The 22,490-nt window shown below is 40.9% G+C and carries 24 protein-coding genes; 14 read left to right on the top strand and 10 right to left on the bottom strand.

What is annotated here, in order from left to right:
- The first annotated feature begins 104 nt into the window (after nucleotides 1–104).
- The 3 genes from psb28 to V7K76_RS08795 all read left to right on the top strand — a co-directional run bounded on the left by psb28 (nucleotide 105) and on the right by V7K76_RS08795 (nucleotide 2,969).
- Nucleotides 105–446 carry a photosystem II reaction center protein Psb28 gene (gene psb28 / locus V7K76_RS08805; protein WP_292853702.1) on the top strand — a complete coding sequence of 114 codons (342 nt, stop codon included), beginning with the start codon at nucleotides 105–107 and terminating at the stop codon, nucleotides 444–446.
- Nucleotides 447–568: 122 nt separating this feature from the next.
- A complete protein-coding gene (locus V7K76_RS08800) occupies nucleotides 569–1,081 on the top strand; it encodes a MogA/MoaB family molybdenum cofactor biosynthesis protein (RefSeq protein ID WP_334776294.1) in 513 nt (170 codons plus the stop codon).
- 136 nt (nucleotides 1,082–1,217) lie between these two features.
- A complete protein-coding gene (locus V7K76_RS08795) occupies nucleotides 1,218–2,969 on the top strand; it encodes a diguanylate cyclase (RefSeq protein WP_334776293.1) in 1,752 nt (583 codons plus the stop codon).
- Nucleotides 2,970–3,753: 784 nt separating this feature from the next.
- On the opposite strand, the gene mraY is transcribed toward V7K76_RS08795, so the two are convergent.
- Entirely contained in the window at nucleotides 3,754–4,845 is a 1,092-nt protein-coding gene (gene mraY, locus V7K76_RS08790) for a phospho-N-acetylmuramoyl-pentapeptide-transferase (protein WP_334776109.1), read from the bottom strand.
- 79 nt (nucleotides 4,846–4,924) lie between these two features.
- Nucleotides 4,925–5,164 carry a DUF3134 domain-containing protein gene (locus V7K76_RS08785; protein ID WP_334776108.1) on the bottom strand — a complete coding sequence of 80 codons (240 nt, stop codon included), beginning with the start codon at nucleotides 5,162–5,164 and terminating at the stop codon, nucleotides 4,925–4,927.
- Between the two features lie 244 nt (nucleotides 5,165–5,408).
- Here V7K76_RS08785 and V7K76_RS08780 point away from each other — a divergent pair, with 244 nt between their 5' ends.
- The 4 genes from V7K76_RS08780 to V7K76_RS08765 all read left to right on the top strand — a co-directional run bounded on the left by V7K76_RS08780 (nucleotide 5,409) and on the right by V7K76_RS08765 (nucleotide 7,918).
- Nucleotides 5,409–5,993 (top strand): PAP/fibrillin family protein, encoded by a 585-nt coding sequence (locus V7K76_RS08780; protein WP_334776107.1) that lies wholly within the window; start codon nucleotides 5,409–5,411, stop codon nucleotides 5,991–5,993.
- A gap of 294 nt (nucleotides 5,994–6,287) precedes the next feature.
- Nucleotides 6,288–6,503 carry a photosystem I reaction center subunit IV gene (locus V7K76_RS08775; protein WP_069073932.1) on the top strand — a complete coding sequence of 72 codons (216 nt, stop codon included), beginning with the start codon at nucleotides 6,288–6,290 and terminating at the stop codon, nucleotides 6,501–6,503.
- Between the two features lie 251 nt (nucleotides 6,504–6,754).
- A complete protein-coding gene (locus V7K76_RS08770; protein WP_334776106.1) occupies nucleotides 6,755–7,615 on the top strand; it encodes a DNA-formamidopyrimidine glycosylase in 861 nt (286 codons plus the stop codon).
- An 87-nt stretch (nucleotides 7,616–7,702) separates the two neighbouring features.
- Nucleotides 7,703–7,918 carry an NAD(P)H-quinone oxidoreductase subunit O gene (locus V7K76_RS08765; RefSeq protein WP_292776191.1) on the top strand — a complete coding sequence of 72 codons (216 nt, stop codon included), beginning with the start codon at nucleotides 7,703–7,705 and terminating at the stop codon, nucleotides 7,916–7,918.
- 597 nt (nucleotides 7,919–8,515) lie between these two features.
- Here the strand turns inward: V7K76_RS08765 and V7K76_RS08760 are convergent.
- Together V7K76_RS08760 and V7K76_RS08755 are read right to left on the bottom strand one after the other, a co-directional pair.
- Nucleotides 8,516–8,848, bottom strand: a complete 333-nt coding sequence (locus V7K76_RS08760; protein ID WP_334776105.1) for a translation initiation factor — start codon at nucleotides 8,846–8,848, stop codon at nucleotides 8,516–8,518.
- 95 nt (nucleotides 8,849–8,943) lie between these two features.
- Nucleotides 8,944–9,426, bottom strand: coding sequence for a hypothetical protein (locus V7K76_RS08755; protein WP_334776104.1), 483 nt, complete (start codon nucleotides 9,424–9,426; stop codon nucleotides 8,944–8,946).
- 338 nt (nucleotides 9,427–9,764) lie between these two features.
- Between V7K76_RS08755 and V7K76_RS08750 the strand changes: the two genes are divergently transcribed.
- Genes V7K76_RS08750 through V7K76_RS08740 form a run of 3 tightly spaced genes read left to right on the top strand, consistent with a single transcriptional unit; the run spans nucleotide 9,765 to nucleotide 13,733 of the window.
- Entirely contained in the window at nucleotides 9,765–10,412 is a 648-nt protein-coding gene (locus V7K76_RS08750; RefSeq protein ID WP_334776103.1) for a hypothetical protein, read from the top strand.
- Nucleotides 10,413–10,450: 38 nt separating this feature from the next.
- Nucleotides 10,451–12,349 (top strand): hypothetical protein, encoded by a 1,899-nt coding sequence (locus tag V7K76_RS08745; RefSeq protein ID WP_334950757.1) that lies wholly within the window; start codon nucleotides 10,451–10,453, stop codon nucleotides 12,347–12,349.
- A gap of 10 nt (nucleotides 12,350–12,359) precedes the next feature.
- Nucleotides 12,360–13,733 carry a DUF1802 family protein gene (locus V7K76_RS08740; RefSeq protein WP_334950760.1) on the top strand — a complete coding sequence of 458 codons (1,374 nt, stop codon included), beginning with the start codon at nucleotides 12,360–12,362 and terminating at the stop codon, nucleotides 13,731–13,733.
- A gap of 179 nt (nucleotides 13,734–13,912) precedes the next feature.
- Here V7K76_RS08740 and V7K76_RS08735 read toward each other — a convergent pair whose 3' ends face one another.
- The 4 genes from V7K76_RS08735 to V7K76_RS08720 form a co-directional block, all read right to left on the bottom strand.
- Complete coding sequence (locus tag V7K76_RS08735; protein ID WP_334950762.1) at nucleotides 13,913–14,215, bottom strand: type II toxin-antitoxin system RelE/ParE family toxin; 303 nt, start codon at nucleotides 14,213–14,215, stop codon at nucleotides 13,913–13,915.
- The gene (locus V7K76_RS08730) at nucleotides 14,212–14,478 is read right to left on the bottom strand and encodes a ribbon-helix-helix domain-containing protein (protein ID WP_334776098.1); all 267 of its coding nucleotides are present in this window, start codon (nucleotides 14,476–14,478) and stop codon (nucleotides 14,212–14,214) included. The genes V7K76_RS08735 and V7K76_RS08730 overlap by 4 nt, the downstream gene beginning before the upstream one ends.
- A 237-nt stretch (nucleotides 14,479–14,715) precedes the next feature.
- On the bottom strand, nucleotides 14,716–15,078 hold the full coding sequence (locus tag V7K76_RS08725; protein ID WP_334776097.1) for an aspartyl protease: 363 nt from the start codon (nucleotides 15,076–15,078) through the stop codon (nucleotides 14,716–14,718).
- Nucleotides 15,075–15,392 carry a hypothetical protein gene (locus V7K76_RS08720; protein ID WP_334776096.1) on the bottom strand — a complete coding sequence of 106 codons (318 nt, stop codon included), beginning with the start codon at nucleotides 15,390–15,392 and terminating at the stop codon, nucleotides 15,075–15,077. Before V7K76_RS08720 ends, V7K76_RS08725 begins: the two co-directional genes overlap by 4 nt.
- Nucleotides 15,393–15,869: 477 nt before the next feature.
- Between V7K76_RS08720 and V7K76_RS08715 the strand changes: the two genes are divergently transcribed.
- The 4 genes from V7K76_RS08715 to V7K76_RS08700 all read left to right on the top strand — a co-directional run bounded on the left by V7K76_RS08715 (nucleotide 15,870) and on the right by V7K76_RS08700 (nucleotide 20,392).
- The gene (locus V7K76_RS08715) at nucleotides 15,870–16,532 is read left to right on the top strand and encodes a Nif11-like leader peptide family natural product precursor (protein ID WP_334950765.1); all 663 of its coding nucleotides are present in this window, start codon (nucleotides 15,870–15,872) and stop codon (nucleotides 16,530–16,532) included.
- Nucleotides 16,533–16,874: 342 nt separating this feature from the next.
- Nucleotides 16,875–17,030: a DUF2256 domain-containing protein gene (locus V7K76_RS08710; protein WP_094341107.1), complete on the top strand. Its 156-nt coding sequence runs from the start codon at nucleotides 16,875–16,877 to the stop codon at nucleotides 17,028–17,030.
- A gap of 132 nt (nucleotides 17,031–17,162) precedes the next feature.
- Nucleotides 17,163–18,116, top strand: coding sequence for an isoaspartyl peptidase/L-asparaginase (locus V7K76_RS08705; protein ID WP_334950767.1), 954 nt, complete (start codon nucleotides 17,163–17,165; stop codon nucleotides 18,114–18,116).
- A gap of 530 nt (nucleotides 18,117–18,646) precedes the next feature.
- Nucleotides 18,647–20,392 (top strand): peptide ABC transporter substrate-binding protein, encoded by a 1,746-nt coding sequence (locus V7K76_RS08700; protein WP_334776092.1) that lies wholly within the window; start codon nucleotides 18,647–18,649, stop codon nucleotides 20,390–20,392.
- Between the two features lie 339 nt (nucleotides 20,393–20,731).
- Here V7K76_RS08700 and V7K76_RS08695 read toward each other — a convergent pair whose 3' ends face one another.
- Complete coding sequence (locus tag V7K76_RS08695; RefSeq protein WP_334776091.1) at nucleotides 20,732–21,607, bottom strand: zinc metalloprotease HtpX; 876 nt, start codon at nucleotides 21,605–21,607, stop codon at nucleotides 20,732–20,734.
- Nucleotides 21,608–21,879: 272 nt separating this feature from the next.
- Nucleotides 21,880–22,431, bottom strand: coding sequence for a Chromate resistance protein ChrB (locus V7K76_RS08690; protein ID WP_334776090.1), 552 nt, complete (start codon nucleotides 22,429–22,431; stop codon nucleotides 21,880–21,882).
- Nucleotides 22,432–22,490: the final 59 nt, after the last annotated feature.

The raw sequence follows: 22,490 nt of genomic DNA, 5'->3' as shown, positions 1-22,490 counted from the left end.
AGTATATACACCAAAAAAAGAATCACAATAGCCTCTAGACCGTGGTGTTCTAATTGATGAGAGAATATTAAATTAACCATCACCAAAGTTTAAATTCATTTATCATGGCGAAAATCCAGTTTTCTAGAGGTCTTGACGAAGAAGTAACTCCAGATGTGCGCTTGACGCGATCGCGCAGTGGCGATAGTGGCACAGCAACATTTATTTTTACGAATCCAAAGATTTTAGATCAAGGTAGCACCGAAGATATTACCGGGATGTACTTGATTGACGAAGAAGGAGAGATAATTACCCGCGAAGTCAAGGCTAAATTTGTCAACGGGAAACCGGAAGAATTAGAAGCACTTTACGTGATGAAATCTGTTCAAGAATGGGATCGCTTTATACGCTTCATGGAGCGGTATGCTGAAGAAAACGATTTGGGACTGAGCAAAAATGAGGCATAGGGTATAGGGAATTGGAAATTGGGCATTGGGCATTGGGCATTGGGCATCGGTAATTATTGTCATACCCAATGCGCCATTCCCCATGCCCAATTATCCAGGATCACAAACTTCATGACTGATCGATGATGTCACAACCCCACTCAGACTCGCCGATAATTACGGTAACTTGTGCTGTGGTTACTGTTAGCGATACACGCACTTTTGAAACAGACAAAAGTGGCCAGCTAATTCAGCAGTTACTCCTTGGTGCTAACCATACTGTGGGAGGCTACACGATTATCAAAGATGAACCAACACAAATTCAAGGACAGATAGAAAATCTGGGTAAAAGTGCAAATTTGGATACTGTAATTTTCAATGGTGGTACAGGTATTGCACCAAGAGATACCACTTATGATGCCATTGAGAAGTTACTAGAGAAGACTTTGCCGGGATTTGGTGAGTTATTTCGTTTTTTAAGTTATCAAGAAATTGGTTCGCGGGCGATCGCTTCTCGCGCTGTTGCTGGTGTTTATCAAGATAAATTAATTTTCTCGCTTCCTGGTTCCAGTAATGCTGTACGCCTGGCGATGGAAAAACTCATTTTACCCGAACTCACTCACTTGGTAAGTCAGCTTGGTAAGGGGATGACATGAGCAGCCGTTTAGAAAGTTACTATGATAACTTTTGTAAAACTGAGGCATGAGCCACTGAAATCATCCTTTCTATCGTTACATCTTGAGGCTACCCAGAATTATAGTGAAACGGATGAAATTTTAATATCAGATCAGCATGGAGCCTATTTACTGGAATTGCATAATTGCTCACGGCATCACTGCATTTTCATACTTTGGCATCCCCACAGTCATAGGGGTTTTCTTTGCTAAAACTAGGGCAACTATCCCTTCTAAGTTTTGGCTAGCCTTTTTCTTATCGGGTGGATTCGTGCTATTTTGCGGATTTCATCATTTACTGGCGATATTTGAGCCGTATATGCCAGTATCGCTGCTACACTTAGGCGTGCTAGATGTAATGGCATTTATTTCTTTGTCTGCCTTACTCTACCTAACGCCAACCGCTTATCTAGTTGTAAAGGCGATCGCTAAATATCAAGAAGATACCCGCGAACTTCAACGCAGCCAGCAGATGCAACAGCTATTTCTAGATCAGGGGCCGTTTGGAGCCTATATCAAAGATGAACAATCTAGAGTGCTTTACTACAACCAGGAGCTACAGTCTAGATTTTCAGTAGATTCACAAGAATGGTTGGGGAAAACGGATAGTGAATTCTTGCCAGATCCAGAAGAGGGGCTGCGAGTAATGGAAAACGATCAAGTCGTTTTGAAAACTGTACGCCCCTTGAGGCTAATTGAAGAGGCAAAAATGCCTGGTAACGATCAGCCGTGCTACTGGCTATCATTTAAGTTTCCGTTTAGCGATTATGCAACGGGCGCTAACCGCATCGGTGGGATCAGTATCGATATTACAGAAACCATAGAAGCACAGCGATCGCTCACCGATCTAAATCGGCAGCTAGCAGAAAAAACACTGGAATTAGAGGCAAAAAAACGAGAACTTATATATCTCTCAGATATGGCGGATATGCTTTATTCTTGCGAGTCTGAAAATGAGGTATATAAAGTAGTTATTTTAAGTTGTTCCAAGCTATTTCCGAATATCAATGGTTCTATCTATATCATTTCCAATTCCAAGAATTATGTTCAGATGAATAGTTTTTGGGGAGGTGAAAGAAGCAGTAAAGAAATATTTTCACTATCTGATTGTTGGGCATTGCGGAGAGGAAAATTAAATCTTTTATCGCTTCGTCATTCAGGACTGATGTGTAGTCACTTAATACAGCCAGTTAGTGGTACACATTTGTGTGTTCCATTGTTTGCACAAGGCGAAGTAGTTGGGATCTTACACATCGATGCGCTTGAAGAAATCAGTCCAGAGGATCAACAAATTATTGAGATTATTGCTAGAACATTAGGCATTGCACTGAATAATTTATCGATAAAACAACGTCTAACCCATGATAACTTGCGGGATGGGATGACCCAACTATTCAATCAAAATTATATGCAGAGTATAACGGAACAAAGGCTAGCTGAAGCTGAACGTTCGGGACAACCTCTTAGTATTATTTTCCTTGATATCGATAACTTCAAATCTTACAACTCGCGCTATGGGCACATCACTGCCAACATTGTTCTGCAAGGATTAGCAAAGTTACTGTTAAAATCTATTCGCTCCTTTGACATTGCTTGCAGATGGGGTGGTGAAGAATTTGTGATTGTGATGCCTAATATGACACTGGAAACGCTCAAGAAGCGGGTAGAACAATTAAGGCTAGATGTTGAACAAATGCAATTGCGAGACGGCGATCAGATCCTCGAAGGCATTACCGCTTCTTTTGGAATAGCTGTATCAGAACCAGGGATTACGGTTAAGGATTTTCTGAATCGGGCAAATCAAGCGATGCTTGAGGCAAAGCGAACAGGGAAGAATCGGGTTAGGGAGTATGTAAATACCTATAATTAATTTCGGAGGCAGTCCTGATGAAACAAGTTTCACAGCCTTGAATGAAAGAATAACTGGGGACTGGGGACTGGGGACTAGTATTTTTACTCAGCACTCAGCACTCAGCACTTTCAAGTCAGGAGGCAAGACAATACGGTTCGGTTAAGGTTTTTTGATGAAAATTATAGATTGCAAAGATTCGATAAATCGCCGTCAAGACAAAAGACTGATTATAGCGGTTCTCGAATGGAAGCAATACAGTTTGACCTCTCTCCTTTAGGAGAGAGGCTTTGAATCTTACTCCCCTTTCCTTATAGGGAAGGGGCTGGGGGTTAGGTCAATACGGTTCGGTTAAGGCAAGAGACGCGATAAATCGCCGTCTCTACAATAGACATCTCCGAAAAAGAATGTAGAGACGTAGCAGTGCTACGTCTCTACAAGGGTTATGGGTAACGCATATTTAATTTCTGGAGATGTCTAATAATCAGGCTTGTCATCAAAAAACCTTATCCGAACCGTATTGGGGGTTAGGTCTCAATACTGCGTAGGTTTTGGTGCATAGTCATTGGAGATCCCCCTTAGTCCCCCTTAAAAAGGGGGAAAAATAAGCCATTCTGAGCAAGCCTTTTTAAGGGGGGTTGGGGGGATCGATTCTTAACCGAGCAGTATTGGGTTAGGTCTGTATTGCACTCAACTGATAACCAATGTAAAAAAAACAACTCCCTGAAGATTTGGGAGTTGTTTTTTAATATTCAAGTAGTTTTTAAAACATTCAGAATGGAGCGATGCCTGGGTTGGGCTGCGCCTACGCTAAACAGATGGTAGCCAAAATAGCAGCGATTATATAAAATACTCCAACCACTTGCAATTCAGACCAGCCAGTAAGTTCTAAATGATGATGTAAAGGTGCCATTTTAAAGAGACGTTTACCTTTGCCATCGGGGCCTTTCGTGGCTTTGTAATAACTTACCTGTGCCATCACCGAAAGGGTTTCTACGAAGAAGATACCACTGAGAATAAACAGACCGACTAAAGTGTTTGTTAATAATGCTACAGCAGCTAAAGCTCCTCCCAATGCCAGAGAACCAGTATCTCCCATAAAAACGCGGGCTGGGTTGCGATTATGGGCTAAGAAACCTAAGCACCCACCGCTTAAAGCAGCACAGAAAACCATCAATCCTGGTGCTGTTGGGGCGACTAAAGCACCTAATGCCAAAAGTGCGATCGCAACTGTTCCTGCTGCCAAGCCATCAATACCATCTGTTAAATTAGTCGCATTACTTTCTGCAACTAGCACAAAACCAGCTAAAGGCCAAAATAGAAATCCTAATGGTAGTGTGAAGCCCACCCAAGGCAAAGCAATATTTGTAATATTAGAAGGTTGATTAAACATCAGCCATAGACAAAATACAGCCGCAAAACTCACCTGCAAAGCTAGTTTTGTGCGGGGAGATATACCTTTATTTGATTTCCGGCGCAGAATTTGCCAATCGTCAAGCCAGCCAATCAATCCATAGCTGATTGTCAAAGCCGAAACTGCAAGTACCTGTTGAGAAAAGTTAGACAATATACAGGCAAGCAGCACAGATACAGGTATAAAAAATATACCGCCCATTGTGGGAGTGCCTGCTTTTTTGAGATGAGCTTGGGGCCCATCTTCGCGAATTATTTGCCCAGTTTTAAGTGCTTGAAGTAAAGGTATTACCCAATAGCCCACCACACCTGAACCCAACGCACACAACAGCAGTGGCAGAGTTAGCGACATACTTTGCCAGGGTAGCCGATTGGCCATCGAATCCAAGAAAAATGCTGTTGTAGCTAGCCCTATGGCTAATAAAGAGGCGAGAGCGATTCCAGAAATATTGAATCCTTGCTCAGGAGATAATTTAGCGTCCACAAAAGTTTCCCTTCACTCCACACTTATAAAATTGAATACTAGTAACCAGGGATACTACCAAGTCCCTAGCCTCAAAAGGCTAATCTTCAGCGATTCCTATATCGTCATCATCATCATCGAGGTCGTAGCCAATTCCATCTTCTACACCCATTAGGGAGTCTATTCCTTCTTCGTCAGCTTGAAAATCCGGTTCGTGAACATCACGCGCGATGATGCGACCATTATTTTGTAACCAGTCCAACAAAGAAGACTCTGGCTTTAGGGGGATGACATCGGCTCGCTGGTTACGGGGTTCTTCACGTAATGGAGAGTTCAACATATCGAGTCAGGACAAGAAAAGGTTGACGTAAGTTGACATTTAGAGTCTATCACTTGACACGGATTAATTTAGTTATCTTTTCAACCCTTTGGTTGATAAATCCGCATTCCGATAGAAATTTTTTTATTTAATAAGCATAAGGCTTAGTCCAAGCGATTCTTAGTAATTTTTATGGCTCTACATATATGTCATTAATATCTTGTTTATGCTGATGGAAAGTGAGTGATTTTAGAGGTGACAGGCGATGATGGGAAAAGCGGCTCTTATCGATGCGATCGCTGGTACAAATCGCGGTCTACTAGCGACCGAAGCACAGAAACAGGCTATCTTAGCAGCGATCGCTACTTTAGAAGACTTTAATCCTACACCCCGTCCGGTGGAAGCTAGTAATTTGCTAGATGGCAATTGGCGATTACTATACACCACTAGCAAGGCTCTTTTAAACTTAGATCGTCTACCTTTATGTAAACTGGGTGAAATCTATCAGTGTATCCGGGTAGAAACTACCAGTGTTTACAACATAGCTGAGATTTATGGCTTACCTTATTTAGAAGGATTAGTCAGCATTGCTGCTAAATTTGAGCCTGTTTCAGGTCGGCGTGTCCAAGTGAAATTTGAGCGTTCTATTATCGGCTTACAACGTTTAATAGAATACAATTCTCCGGTAACTTTTATCCAACAAATTGAAGAAGGTAGAAAATTTCCCGGAATTGATGTTGCCATAAACAGTGATAAACAGCAAGGCTGGTTAGATATCACTTATATAGATAACGACCTACGGATCGGCAGAGGTAATGAGGGAAGTGTGTTTGTCTTAACTAAAACATAAGCTTTTACAAAATAGCTCTTTGCGAATGAAGGTAAGCTATAACGTCTACCTTGTCAAGTAGGGTCTGATACTTTTTGCAATTTTAGATGTGCTATGTGATTGGGGAAATGAGGGGAGATAAGGAAGAAGGAAGAAAGAATAACTAATATTCAATCCCCAGTCCCCAATCCCCAGTCCCCAGCCCCCAATTCAGACAAATAACTTAACAAAGACTCCTGCTGCGACCTTGAGGATGTAGAGTGAAATCAATTAGCCCTCTAGATTGGCGATTGATAACTAAAAGGGAAAATAATCATGGTTCAACGTGGTTCTAAAGTACGTATTCTCCGCCCTGAATCCTACTGGTTTCAGGATTTAGGAACTGTGGCTTCCATTGACCAAAGCGGCATCAAATACCCTGTAATTGTCCGCTTTGAAAAGGTCAATTACTCTGGTATCAATACCAACAACTTTGCCCAGGATGAATTAGTCGAGGTTGAAGCACCAAAGGCTAAACCACCTAAAAAATAGCAGCAACGCTATAAGGGGGTTGTTTGATGCGATGATGAAGGGTAGTCTTAAGTCTGAAGTATGAAATCTGAAATTTTCAGTTCATTCATTCTTCATCCTAGCCTACCCTAATCTACGAGAGCCAACCTGCGGGTATTTACGGTTTCTCTTGGGTAGTAATACAAGCTATATACGGCTATGTAAGTTACTACCCCATCTCTTCTTCCTCGATCGCTCAAATAAATCACAATTGCCTGCTTAACTCAGCTTGAATGCCTGAACTGCCTGAAGTTGAAACAGTCCGAAGGGGTCTAAATCAATTGACCCTCAACCAAGAAATCACGGGTGGAGATGTGTTGCTCGATCGCACCATCGCCTACCCGTTTTCTGTTGGTGAGTTTATTAATGGAATTGAAGAAAATGCCATCGCTACTTGGCATCGTCGCGGTAAATATCTCCTTGCCGAACTCTCCTCGTCTTCCGGCTGGCTAGGAGTTCATCTGCGAATGACCGGTCAATTACTGTGGTTACATCGAGATGAACCACTACACAAGCACACGCGAGTTAGATTATTTTTTGGGGATCAGCAAGAATTACGCTTTGTCGATCAGCGTACCTTCGGTAAAATATGGTGGGTTCCGCCTGGTGTTGCTGTAGAAAGTATTATCACCGGTTTGGCAAAATTGGCAGTAGACCCATTTTCACCAGAATTTACTGTTGAATATCTCGCAAGCAAACTCCAAAACCGCCGCCGTCCGATTAAAACTGCGCTACTGGATCAATCGGTGGTGGCGGGATTAGGTAACATCTACGCCGATGAAGCGTTGTTTAAGAGCGGAATTTTACCTGAAACCTTGTGTATAGATTTGCAGCTAAAGCAAATTAAGCCTTTGCGAACAGCCATCATTCAAGTGTTAGAAACTAGCATTGAGGCTGGGGGTACGACATTTAGTAATTTCTTAAATGTTAAAGGCACTAACGGCAATTATGGTGGTGTAGCCTGGGTTTATAACCGCGCTGGAGAACCCTGTCGAGTTTGTGGTACATCAATTCAACGGATCAGGTTAGCTGGGCGATCTAGTCATTTTTGCTCCCAGTGTCAAACGCTAGGGGGAGTTAGGAGACGCGATTAATCGTTTCTGTACAGGAGTTAGGAGTTCTAACTCAGAACTCTTTTAAAATGCAGGTAGAAAGACGTTACAAATTTCAGAGAGGAATTCATGGCAGTAAAAAAAGGGGATATGGTTCGCGCTGTGCGCGAAAAACTAGAAAACAGTCTGGAGGCTAAAGCCAGCGATCCTCGCTTTCCTTCTTATTTGTTTGAAACCAAGGGCGAAATTGTAGATATCAAAGGTGATTACGCCCTGATTAAGTTTGGGAAAGTGCCAACACCTAATATTTGGTTACGCGTGGATCAACTCGAAGAGTTTAAATAAGGGACTTCCACATAAAAAAATATCCCATTAACTCTTGTGGGGTGGACATCTTGTCCGCCCCACAAGAAAGGAGAGGGATTGAAGGTGAGGTAAACCAGGGACATAAATTGTATGTTATTTAATTCTTGTCCTACAGCTATTTTCAGGTAAATAGACCACACGGTAGGGGCACAGCAATGCTCATTGGTGTCAACTTAAGCTGAAACTCCTTTAAAATCTCGTTTCCAGCCTCCGGCTGGAAATGCTGCTCCTGGTGGCTCTGCCGCCAGTAAAGAGAGGCAGAGCCTCTAGGATGGCATTCCCAGTCGGAGACTGGGAACGAGACAATATCTAAAAGCTTTTACTAGGCTAGCTTTCACGTTAAGTTGATACCAATGAGCAATGCTGTGCCCTTACGACTTACTGATAAAGAAAGAGAGGCTTTGCATACTTCGGCTCAATCTGTGCGTCAAAATATTGAGCGATCGCAAGAAATAATTCGTGATTTGTAGAAATATCAGCAAAAATAAAAGGCAGCGGGATTAAAACCTGCTGCCTTACTTGTTATTCCAAAATTCATCACCTTATGAAAACCAATATCACCAGATTGGTTTGGCGTTAGCGGCGAGAATCCTGATCTGCGGGATCGCCGTAGGGGTCTTCGCTGGCTGGACGGACATCACCAAACTCCCCTGTGTCTGCGGGGTCGCCGTAAGGGTCTTCGCTAGCTGGGCGAACATTGCCGTAAGACGCGATATCTCCGGGGTCGCCGTATGGGTCTTGACTGGCTGGGGTGACGTTGCCGTAAGATGCCGGATCTGCGGGGTCGCCGTATGGATCTTCGCTGGCTGGACGTACATTGCGATCGCGCAATTTGGCATCTTCTTCAGCTTGATCGCTGTTCGACCCCAAAAGTAAGTCTTTCGCCTTTTGGAAAAATTCATTTACCATAATCTGTCTCCTGATTTAAGTTCGTGTTTCCGACGGGCGCGATCGGCGTTATCCTCTGGGAAACCCGCTTTCTTATTTACACACGCCTCGCCGATCTAGAGTGCTGGTGCTGCGGATGAAGTTATACCAGTGAGATCGCGACCCGTGGCACTCCGGTTATAGCCTTGGAATTCCCGATACTTTTGTGCTTCCGATTCTGGTACGCGAATTCCTTCTGATGGTGGCGTTACCCAGTGAGCGCGATGTTCAGCGTCACGGTAGTATACACGCCCATTCTTGGAAAGATAGTATTTACCTTGCGCTCCTTCTTGGGAAGCATTCTTGTGCTGGTTGTAGAGGTAATAAAGTCCAGCTGCTCCTGCCAAAATAGCAACTTTTTGCCCTGTAGACAAGCCCTTCTTCGCTTCGGGTTGGTTGTCGCTCACTGTTCTACCGGCAGTATCATCCACTGGTGGTGGAGCTGAAGCGTTTCTGGAACCGCCTCCACAGCTACTCAGCAAGGGCACCATTAGCAATGCTGAAAGCATCACTGCAAATAGACGCGAAACTATTTTACGTTCTTTATATATTGTGTTCATTGGTTTTCGTTCTCACCTGTATTTGCTAAAAGCCCTGCTGTTGCAAAAACAAAGTTGGAATTTCTGTTTATTTCGCGGGGAATTGAAAAAACACATACCACTTAATTTACAACTGCACAGCTACAGCCTTTCTCTATCATGATCGTGGATTTTCTCAAGTATTCCATCCCGCCTTTGAGAGAACTGCATTCATCCCCAGGAAATATATTGTTGATTTTTGATGAGTCTATTTAGCTGAAACGCCGAAATATTCAGCAATTTCTCGGTTATTTTTTCTGCGTAAATAACTTAGAAAGATACAGTTACTATGATACTTTTTGTCAAAAAGTACACTCAATATGACATCAAAAAATACTAGCACTCGTCTTCTTTTGGCTTTGTGGGATTTGGGAGGAACGCAGCAGGAAGTTAAGAAAGGTCAGCTTACAAAGCGAATTGTATCGAAAAGTCAGAAGGTAGCAGATTATCAGGGCATATTCGAGGAATTACAGAAAGAGGGTGCGATCGCAATTTCCAAAAAGGGATATTCTCTGACATCTGCTAAGGGTTTAGAGGTATTGGGTGAAGGTTTGAGAAGTGGCGATTTTAAGTTTGAAGGGACGATTGTCGGTACTTGGGCGGCGAATGCGTTGGTGAAGTGGATTAGTCAGATTGATGTTGCGGTGACTGGTGCAGATGTACTAGTTAATGGGAAAGGTGCGATCGCTTCTTACGACGAGTTTAAATCTGTGGCGTTGGAAGTCTATGACAAGCTGAACTATGAGTACAACTTTAATAACCTTGTGCCAATTTATCGCATTAGAAGAGGAATTGGCGATCGTGTGAGTCGTACAGAGTTTAATGATTGGCTGCTGGAAACCCAAGCTAACGATATTTTGCAACTACAGGGCGGGAGTGTAGAAGACAGCGCACCCGACAAAATTGAAGATTCGGTAGCTACAGAATTAGATGGATTACGCTGCTACGCCACACGCCTGAAACCTTAAACCTTATTTGACTCTTCACACATTAACTTCACAACACTATGACTGTCACCACATCTACCATTGATGATCTGATTAGAAATCAAAACCCTTTTGGAGGACATATTGTGGTCAGACCGCAACAAATATGGGGTAAAAGTTTTCCTGATGTTCCCTCAATTAATGCTCATGCTTCTAATGCAGTTTTTGATGCTGTTGATAAAGTCCGTAAACGCAAACGTGAAACTGTAGGTATCACAATTACAGCAGAAAAAGGGTTAGGTAAAAGCCATATTATTAGTCGGATTCGCCACCAATTACAGACAGGGGATGGTAGCTTATTTATCTATATGAGTAAATATGATAACTTGAATCAAATTAAATCTCTGTTTCTCCAAAGTGTCGCATCTAGCCTCAGAGCTTTTGGTAGTCAAAAAGTAATGCAATGGCAGGAAATTGCAGCAGCTTTAATTAACGAAGCCAAACAGTGGGAATATACACCACAACAGTATATTAATATGTATCCAGGTTGGTTGAGCCAACACTCAAGTAAGGCGATAGTTCATTTGACAGAAAGTGTTCTAAAAGTCAAGCCTGAAATAACCAATCCTTACATAGTGAAAGCAATTTTGTGGACACTTTCTCCAGTCCATATTAATTATGCAAGCTATTGGTTATCTGGTTTGGAATTAGCAAAATCACAAGCTGAAGAAATGGGGTTACCAAATCCTAAAAGTGAGGATAGAGAAGCTGAAGCATTAAGCACTGTTCGTCAAATTCTAGATATCACTAGTAATTATCGAGTTCCAGTGATTTGTTTTGACGAATTAGATATAGCCGATGCTGCTGATAATGGATTTTTAGCAGCACAAGTTATTGCAAACTTAGTTAAGGATTTATATAACAGTCTAAAACAAGGTGTTTTATTGTTAGCAATGTATCCTCGTACCTGGGAAGACCAAATCAAGGCTTTACCAGAAGCCGAGGCAGTTATAGATAGATTAGCAAGTGAACAAGTTGAAAGGCAACCAATTGCATTAAAGTATCTCAATTCTGATGATATCGTTGCTCTAGTTAGTCAATGGTTACAAGATTTTTATGAGGAACATCAACAAACCCCGCCTCATCCTCTCTACCCATTTGATGAAACTAAACTCAGAGAACTTGGTAAGAGTAGACCAACCGTTAGATCAGTTTTGAAATGGTGTGCAGAAAATTTCGCACCGCCTACAGATGGAAAATTGCCTCCTTTACCACTACCTGGAAAAACACCGCCTCCACTACCACCACATCCAGTTAAACCGTGTTTCGATAATGAACTAGCAAATGTTGAGGCTTCTCTTGATTCATTAATGGAAGACCAAATAACTATTAGTACTGCTCTTTGGATGGCTTTCAATAATCTAATAGGTCAAACTATTGAAGGAGTTACAATTGAAGCAATTGAAGATATAGTAGCTAAAACAGTAGATGAAGGATTTATAGATTTCAAAATTGTCGGTAACAAAAGAAAAGTAAGAATTGGAGTAAGTGTAGTTCAGCAAGATCGGACAATTATAGGTGCTGTCTTAAAGCGACTAATTGACTATAAAAAGTTTGATATAACTCGTGGTTGCTTAGTGCGTTCAAAGAAAATTAGTCCAAATGCAACATTAGCTAGACAGCATTTGAGAATCCTGTTGAAAGAAAAGGGTGGAGAGTGGGTAAGCTTGCAAAGCCAAGATATTAAACCTCTTTTAGCCATCTATTTTGTTTGTTGTAATATAGAAAGCTACGAACTTAAAGGTGAACAGATAGTTGATTTTATTGAGCAAACAAAACTAGCAATAAATAATCCTTTAATTCGGGAAATTCTCAGCGCTCCATCTGGGCAAGAACCTACTAATTTAACTGATGATGGATTACCTATTAGTATTCCTCAGCCTATTGCTAATGCTGATAATATCGATCTAAATATATAACTACTTAGAAATGAATCAGCAGTTTTCAATTCCAACAGCGCTGTGTCTACCCGTTCCTGATATTGAAGCCTTAATGCAGGGGCGAACAATTGCAGCTTTACCCAGGATGTTTATTCGTCCTGGGCAAAGATTTGTACTTTATCCTGCTGATTCTTCAGCTTCAATTAAAGCTTGGGCTAAATGTGAACTTTGCCAAATCTTAGACGAGACTAAGCCATTAGATATTTTGTCTAAGTTAACAATATGGACACCAAAAGTATTAAAGGAGATACTACAAAAACAACAGTATCTTTTCCTGGCTTACTTGCGCGTCTATCAGTTACAAGAAATATCAGTTAATCCCAACATTCAGGAAAAGTTAGGAAAATTTATTAGTTTACCTAATTCTCTAACGGTTTCTGAAGCTAACCCAGTAATGAACGATCGCACCTTCGCCCAACGCAAACGCCAGTTAGAAAAGCTAGAACCCCTGCTACATCCTGAATTGGAGGAATTACAGAGTGCGATCGCATCCCTAGCCATTAGCCAACCAGCAGCGAAAAAATTAGACGACGATATCAAAGTATTCTTAGGTTGGAGTAGTGACAAGCTAATTACGCAACCCGACTCAAATTTAGCTTGGATAAATGATATTGCAAAATTAGGCGATCGCAGTATCGAACAAGACGAGAAAAAAAGTAACTACCAAGCTGGCACAGATTTTGAAAACATTGCACGTCAAAGTCTGGAGTTTTTAGGCTTCAAAGTTGAAAGTGCTTTCAAAGGTGGTGCTGGAGGCTTAGATTTATATTGTTCAAAACCTTACCCTATTGTTTGTGAATGTAAAGCAGGTAGGCTTATTCCGAGTCGTACCGTTGAGGAACTGCTGAAACTTGGCGGTATGCACTTAGGTAAAACTCAAGTATTAACTTCAGCTAAGTTAGTAATTGGCCCTGGTAATCCATCGACAGATACACTAAAAGCTGCTAAAGAATGGGAAGTAAGTATTATTAATGCTATGACTTTACAAAAACTAGTTGAATTCAAAGCAAAATATCCAGGTGCTATTAATTTAGTCGAATTACAGAAATATCTAGAACCTGGGCAAATTGACTATAAAATTGATGAATATATTGATAAAGCTGAGAGAGAGATTAAGTTGCGATCGCACATTGTTCAGCTTGTCAAAAACTATTTAGAAAACTCAGGTATAGAATCTGCTGGTGTTGAATCTCTACATGGTGCGTATTTTGGCTCACATCCGCCACAACCAATAAAACCAGCAGAAATGCACGAAATTCTGATTGAACTTTCTTCACCATTAACAGGATATTTGGGGCGAATTAAGGGTAGTGATTGGAAGAGCGATCGCTTTTACTTTCTCCGCGATTTACCTATTAATTAAAGATAGTACAATATATCTTTTTTCTTCTCTCTGCGTTCTCTGCGTCTTGGCGGTTCGTTTAAAAATAACTGAAGTGTGTAGGCGTAGCCAGCCAGACTTATCGCTTTTACTTTCTGAGTAATTGATTAACGAATCTAAAATAAGCTAGGAGATAATTAGAAGTAAACTCAAATATCAACTTACTCATCTGATTCTGCAAATAAAGATTCCAAATTTTGATAACCACTAACTACACGGACAACTTCAATTCCACTATTGATAAGTCGATAAATAATAATGTAATTATCCAAAGGAATACCACGCAAATCAGGTTTAATATTTCCGTAGCTGCGTCCCATATTGGGAAAATTGGCTAAATATTTACACTTTTTCTCAAACTTATTAATAAAATCCTCCCCAGCATCAATATTCACCCTGACAAAGTAATCAATAATTTCTGATAAATCCTGACTTGCTTTTGGAGAGATAATATGTTGCTTCATCCTTGTAATTCTTTTGCTTTACGCAGTTTCTCTCGCAATTGTTCAACTACAACTTCCCCATCAATACCTTCCCCTCTATCCAGTTGCTCAATAGCAACCTCCACTTTTTCGCGTGTTTCTTCAACCCACTGCTGATAACCTTTTTCCCACTCTAATAGTAACTTCAATGCTTTACTAATAACTTCTTCAGGATTCGCGTATCTACCTGTAGCAATTTGCGCTTCAATGATTTGCTCTAGTTCAGGTTTAATTTGGATATTCATGATTGATATTCCAGTTTATTGACAGCTTTAAGCTTATTTTAACAAAATTTAAAGTCAGATAATTTGAATAGCGTAGGCGTAGCCAGCCGTAGGCATCGCTTTTACTTTCTCCGAGATTTATCTATGAACTAAAGATAGTGAAATAAGTTTATTTTTTACCTATGCTTTATCTGTGTATCTGCTGTTAATTTAAAAATAACTGAAGTGCGTAGGCGTAGCCAGCCGTAGGCATCGCAGTTATCCTAAAGTTAATATACCAGCCTGATAATTCACCACCAACGGCAGAATTTTTAGCCATTCTGAGCCTAACAAAAATTCTGTAATTTCATCCCCTGCATAAACAGGGATTTCATACTCTTGTTCGTTTAATATCAACTTGCCTAAATATATTTTAAATAAGGTTTCACCCTGTGCAGTTCGCAAAGTTTCCTTACCAATATAAAACCAGTCTAGACTATCTAAATCTTGTTTGTTAATAGCCAGAAAACCTGTGAAACCAGTATCTAACATGGCATCCACAGGCAAATTTAATCCATCATCAGTTATTAAATCAATTTCAAAAAATAGTTGACCATTTTCCCCAAATTTACCCTGAATCATATTGTGCCAGTGGTTCCCGTTTCATTAAAACAAAAAACACAGTGGTCAGTATTTGGGTATTTTTCAAGGGCTTTTTTATGAGCTTGCATTCTATCTGCATCAATCAAGTAATCACCACTATTTGGCTCCACAGCAATATACCAGCCGTAGTGTTCCTTAATCAAATCGGGACGTATACGCTCAAAAATTTCCCGACAGCGATGATAAAATGCCTCATCTTCAGCTTTGCGTCTAGCAAGTTCTTCTGGTGGTAAAGTACGCTCTGGGAAAATTCTGCCTCTACGTGCAGGTTGTTTTGCAGTTGATTCAGCCATAGTAATTAGCCCTATTTTTTAATACTGTCTTAACTTTATTTTACAGGAATATAAAGGCGATCGCTTTTACTTTCCCCGCGATTTACCTATGAGGTAAAGACAGCAAAATATATCTCTTTTATTACCTCTGCGTTCTCTGCGCCTCTGCGGTTCGTTTCAAAATACCTGAAGTGCAGGTTGTTTTCCAGTTGATTCATTCATAAATAATTAATACTATCTATTGACTTAATTTCATTTTATGATAATCAATAAAATGCTTAGTGCAGCCAACTCTAGGTATTGCAATCCTTGAGCTTTTCCTCAGTAAATGTTATTTGTAGTGACAAACTTTACAGAAAATTTATACTGATTTACTGTGTAACTTCATTTACATAAGATAGTAGATTTAGTACTGTCGAAGAAACACATTATACTTACTACACTGGTATTCATTGATCACAAACATCTACCAAGTTTAAAACTTAGGCGAAGTGACCCATGTATTATCAAATTTGGAATTTCTTTCTTAAAGAAGATAAATACATTTATTGGAAAGAAAAAATAAAAGTTAACAAAAACTTTGACAAACTTACATGGCAAAAAATTATTGATTTTTTGTCACTAGTAGAGCAAACTTTCCAGTTAAAAAGTCAACTAGCAGAAACCGATGGCCTTGAACCATTTCTCAAGTTAGCAACAGAAAATGGTTACAATTTAACCGCAGAAGAACTTGCCTGGTTTCTAATTACGAGAAGACAGATTTGGGATCTTTTTGATTTTGCACAAAAAACGCCATCTCTCAAAGAAGAATTACTAATAGCTAAAGATCCACAGCAGTTTGTTGATATCGCTGCCGAAAACGGCTATTACTTTTCTGTAGATGAGTTAGCTTGGCTGCTAATTGAAATCAAATCATCTTCAGATTTAGTATCTATTAACAACAGCGTTGGAGAGATTCTCACAGTCTCAAGCTACGGCAGAATTGAAATAGGATACTGGATTTGGCTGGCAGAACATTGGGGAATCGTACCGCCATTCTGTCATCGGGATAAGCCAGGTACTTTTTTATGTCAAAATATCAACAATCCTTTTTTACCCGATCGCTGCTTCTTACCCAAGAGTTACTTTAGTCAACGCCTCATGGTAACTAGGGGTTGCTGAAAAAATTTCTGAGGATGCTTTAATCGTAACGACTGGCGTTCCGTCGGCTAAATTGCCAATGGGAGTTCCATCGGTTTTTAGCAATGCCGATACAACTGCTGTTAACCTTCTGAAGGTGACATTTGAGTAACAGTTAGACGCGACGATCGCAATAGTTTCTGACCCCTGCACCGCCAATGGTTGGCGATCGCTCCCTTGTGATTTTCTGAAAATTTAAAAATAAGTCTTACGATAGATTGACAATACATTTATTTGCTCAAAGTATCCCCCCTTCGTAGGAAACTGGTTATAATTACTTTCCATCTCTATCAGAAATCAAATTATCGTATAAACAGTATTTATATGGGACGTGTTCGTTCTAAATCTGACCTACCGACAAAAATCTGTCCGGTATGTCAACGTCCTTTTACATGGCGGAAAAAGTGGCAGGATTGCTGGGACGATGTGAAATACTGCTCAGAACGTTGTCGTCGTCGCCGTTCTGAAGCGAAAACTTAAAGGGACTGGGGACTGAGGACTGGGAACTAGGGAATGGGGAATGAATTCTTCCCAATACCCAATACCCAATCCCTAATCCCCAGTCACTAATGAAACCAACCGCAATACAGACGCAAATAGCGCAAGAGATTAATGGAGTTACAGGTGCAACCTAAATTAATTATTCATGGCGGGGCTGGTAGTTCTCTCCACGGTAAAGGCGGATTGGAGGCAGTGCGCCGATCGCTCTATACAGTAGTAGAAGAAGTCTATTCTCTACTATTGTCAGGCTCGACTGCCTCAGAGGCAGTGGTGCATGGTTGCCAAATGCTTGAAGACAACCCCCGCTTTAATGCTGGTACTGGTTCAGTATTACAATCTGATGGTCAAATCCGTATGAGTGCTTCCCTGATGGATGGTGCATCAGGGCGCTTTAGTGGTGTGATTAATATCTCACGGGTGAAAAATCCCATTGATTTAGCGCAGTTTTTACAAAGTTCGCCAGACCGAGTACTATCAGATTTCGGATCAGCTGAGTTGGCGCGGGAAATGCAAATTCCCAGCTATAACGCTTTAACGGATTTGCGGTTACAAGAGTGGATACAAGAGCGCCAAGATAATTTTAAAAGCACAATGGCTAATGTGGTAGCAGAACCCGAACTGCTAGAAACCAGCAATGCCGGACGCGGCACTATCGGTGTAGTAGCTTTAGATACTTATGGTAAACTAGCTGCTGGCACTTCCACTGGTGGTAAGGGCTTTGAGCGGATTGGACGAGTAAGTGATTCTGCTATGCCCGCAGGTAATTATGCCACTAGTAATGCTGGTGTGAGTTGTACTGGCATTGGCGAAGATATTATTGATGAGTGTTTAGCCGCACGGATTGTAGTGCGTGTCACTGATGGGATGTCTCTGAAGGATGCCATGCAGCGATCGCTTGCAGAAGCGCACTACAACAAACGGGATTTAGGAGCGATCGCCTTAGATGCTAGTGGAGCGATCGCTTGGGGTAAAACTAGCGAAATCTTACTCGCCGCCTATCACGATGGCGAAAAAATTGGTGACACCTTGGAATGGAATGATAGTGAATTGATCGGCTATTGTTGAATCAATTCCAGCGCTGAGGCTAAAGTTTCCTTCTGGTCAGCCATTGCAGCTAATTCTTGGATTTAATAACACCCTTAGCAACTTCCGACAAATAAATTATCCAATCTTGTGGGGTGGGCATCTTGCCTGCCCTGATTATGCGCTTGTTTATTTTATTGATTTTACGCACCGTAATTTTTATATAAATAAACTACTAATTTTCTATCGATTTGTCGTAGTATGAATTTCATTATCTGAAAAAAGCTTTTTTTGACGGTTGCCAGCCGTTGAAGGCTATTTATGAGCAATCAGTAGTGCATGTTGTAGAGATGCGAACTCCCTTGGGGAAAACTTCGCGTCTTCACCATTAAAAAATTTATCAAAACAGAATTCAGGAATCAGGAGTCAGAATACCCTTTCAGGGTTTTAGCGTCTGTCTGCGACACGCCGCGCGAACGTAGAGAGCATTGCATCTTGATTCTGACTCTTGAATTCTGATTTCTGAATTCTTCTTCAAGCAATAGTTTTACTATATTTAGCTCCTTAAAATTATGAATCATAAATTCAGTAGGGGTCAGATTTTTGCTGGGTCGTTGCTTAGTATCTTGTTGCTAAGTGCTTGTTCTACCCCAAAGGCTGAATCTCCAACTACCTCTACTCCAGCAGCGACAAGTAGTGCTGCTAGCGATACCTTACGACTTCTTTATTGGCAAGCACCAACTATTCTCAATCCCCATTTAGCTCAAGGTAGCAAAGACTTTGAAGCCAGTCGAATCACTTATGAACCCCTGGCCAGTTTTGATAAAGATGGTAAACTAGTTGCTTTTCTAGCAGCAGACATCCCATCTTTAGAGAACGGTGGAGTCGCCAAAGATGGTAAATCAGTGACTTGGAAACTCAAACAAGGAGTCAAATGGTCTGATGGTAAACCTTTCACTGCTGCGGATGTGGTGTTTACTTACCAATTTGTTAGTAATCCAGCAGTAGGTGCAACTACAGCTGCAAATTATCAAGCGATCAAAAGCGTCGAAGCTATTAACGACTACACCGTTAAAATCAATTTCCAAAATCCTAACCCGGCTTGGTCGCTGCCGTTTATTGGTTCCAATGGGCCAATCCTACCTCGTCATATCTTTGAGCCATACAACGGTAGCAAAGCTAGGGAAGCTCCAGCTAATCTAATTCCTGTTGGTACTGGCCCTTATAAAGTAGTGGAATTCAAACCTGGTGACATTGTTATCTATGAAGCTAATTCCTTTTTCCGGGAAGCCAATAAACCTTTCTTTAAGCGAGTAGAACTTAAAGGTGGTGGGGATGCTGTTTCTGCTGCTAGAGCCGTATTGCAGACTGGAGATGTAGATTTTGCTTGGAATCTCCAAGTAGAAGCTCCAATCCTTAAACAGCTGGAGGCAGCAGGAAAAGGAAGATTAGATATCAGCTTCGGCTCTTTTTTAGAGCGGATTGCGATTAATCAGACTGATCCTAACAAGCAAACAAAAGATGGTGAACGTTCTAGCTTAGAGTTCCCCCATCCATTTTTTAAAGACTTGAAAGTGCGTCAAGCTTTTAATTATGCCATTGACCGTGACACTATTAACCAACAGTTATATGGTCAAACTGGTCGTGCTGTGACAAATATCTTAGTAGCACCAGATATCTATAATTCGCCTAATACCAAGTACGAATTTAATCTGAAAAAAGCTGCTAATTTGCTCGATGAAGCTGGATGGAAAGACACCAATGGCAACGGTATTCGGGATAAAAATGGTGTAGAACTGAAGGTTTTGTTTCAGACTTCTGTCAACCCAGTCCGCCAAAAAACGCAGGAAATCATTAAACAATCGCTAACCTCTATTGGCGTGGGGGTAGAACTAAAGAGTATCGATTCAAGTATTTTCTTTTCTAGTGACCCAGCTAACCCAGATACTCTTGCTCACTTTAATGCCGATTTGCAAATGTTTAGTGGTGGCAATAGTAATCCAGACCCAGGTAGTTATCTAAAGGCGTGGACTTGTAATGAGATTTCCCAGAAGAAAAATAATTGGTCGAAACCGAATAGTTCTCGTTACTGCAACCCTGAATACGATAAGCTTTGGCAACAGTCTAATACAGAGTTAGACCCACAAAAACGTCGGCAATTATTTATTCAAATGAACGATTTGTTAATTAAGGAGCAAGCTGTGATTCCTCTAATTTCTCGCGCTAATGTTAATGGAGTAAGTAACAGACTCACTGGTATAGATGCAACACCTTGGGATGATCGTACCTGGAATATTAAGGATTGGCGGCTAAAGTAAGTGACTGGGTATTGGGGATTGGGTACTGGGGATTGAGAAATAGTATTTTTGGTTCTTTAGTAGGTGTTATGCTGAAATTTTAATTAAACCCCAAAATTTCCCTTTAAAATCAAGGCTTACAGGCGATTATAAACTCAATTTCAGCACTAAGACTCAAATGGTAATCATAATGCCTGTTATTATTGCCCAATCAGGGGTTCAAACTTATTTGCAGACTTTTTAGCATAACAGCTACGCAAGAGCCGTATTTTTAAGTAACTTTTCACTCTTTCCCCATTTTCAGGGCAGCACTGCTTTTAGCAGTTGGGGTATAAAATATCTTCCTATTCCTATTGTTTCTTAATCATTTTTACTGGAGGAGACTGAAAAACTAGCTAATTTCAGCAATGCTGCAACTCGCATTTCTGTAGCAGGGTGACTGGAGAATAAGTTACCCAAAAATTGCCCAGAGATGGAATTGATAATTAATAACGGCTCATAAGCTGGATTGGCATTTAAAGGTACTTGCTTTGCTGAAGCTTCTAAGCGTTGCAATGCTCTAGCTAAGGCGCGGGGATTACCAGTTAATCTCGCAGAACCAGCATCAGCCGAAAATTCTCGTGTGCGCGAAATTGCTAGCTGAATGATTGTCGCAGCCACCGGCGCAAGCAATACTGTTAATAAAACTCCTATTGGATTTCCACCTCTGTTATCATCTCGTGAACCACCACCAAACCATAGGCTGTAACTAACCATTTGGGCTAGAAATGAGATAGCACCAGCCACAGTAGCAGCAACGGCTTGTGTGAGGGTATCACGATTAATAATATGAGTCAGTTCGTGGGCGATAACGCCTTCGAGTTCGTCCTCTGGCAATATATTTAAAATACCTTCAGTCACAGCCACAGCAGCGTGTTCAGGATCGCGACCTGTTGCAAAGGCGTTAGCACCTTGGCTTGGAACAATATAAACTCTAGGCATAGGAATGTTAGCGCGATCGCTCAATCTCTGCACCATCCGATAAAGTCCTGGTGCTTCCCTTTCACTTACTGGCTGTGCCTGGTATACTGCTAGGGCAATCTTATCTGATTGATACCAGGAAAACAGGTTTGTGACTGCTGCCAAGCCAATGCCGATAATCAAGCCACTAGAACCGCCAATTACCCAGTAACTAATTGCTATCAAAAGACCACTTAACGCAGCAAGCAAAGCAGCCGTTTTCAATTGATTTGTCATATTTTTGCTCTCCTGCTAATGCTGTGTAAATGTTTGAGAAAACAGCATTCCTTAAGCTACATTTTGATTTTATCTAGCTCAATTTAGATATATGGTAGAGAAAACCTATTAGATAAGTACGGTTTTCCTACTTAAGTTTTAGTCATAGAATTAATATCTATAGATACTAAAAACGCATCTATCTATAGGAATAAATTGTTTATCTGGGCAAAAATTACAAGGGTGATACTGAGGTTTGCCTATGCCTACGCAATTATTTAAGATCCATTTACTTATAAAGATTCTGAGTCTATTCCTTGTGCTTGATATATTTGTTGGGAAAATAGCTGAAAATCTAATTCGCACGCCTTTAAAGCTTCAGTGGCTTGTGAGTATTTTGGGGCATCAAACAAATCGCGATCGCGGATTTTTGGCAACCAAGAACGCAGTTTAGTTAGTTCCGCTTCATTCTCTTCCAGTTCTGCAAAAGTGAGGTTACTTATTTTCCGTTCCTCGCTCAATTCGCTATGGAAATCTCGACATTGCCCCAAAAACTCTTGATATTCTTGGTCTGCCTGCTGTTGAAAACGCTCTATTAACATAGCATTTTGCTCCGGTTCGTCAATGCAAATAGTTAACAAATCTGCTTCACCGCTACCTGCTATAATGTCCGCTTTCAATTCTTCCAAATCGCTCTGCAAGTCTTTTCGCTGTGGTAGCAAGCACACCGACTGCTGTAAGTAAAGTGCGCCCAATCCCTTAAGTTTACGCCAAACATACACCCGCTGCGTTGAAGGCTGTGCGGGTACTTTGTACACTAATAGATTCCAAGATTCTCTATCCATAGAGGTATTGTAACAAGTGTTGCATTAGATTTAATTTATTGTTAAGTTGATTAATGAAA

Origin of the sequence: Nostoc sp. (genome assembly GCF_036917975.1) — a bacterium.
Lineage (GTDB): Bacteria > Cyanobacteriota > Cyanobacteriia > Cyanobacteriales > Nostocaceae > Nostoc.
This window is presented reverse-complemented; position numbering and strand designations above follow the sequence as displayed.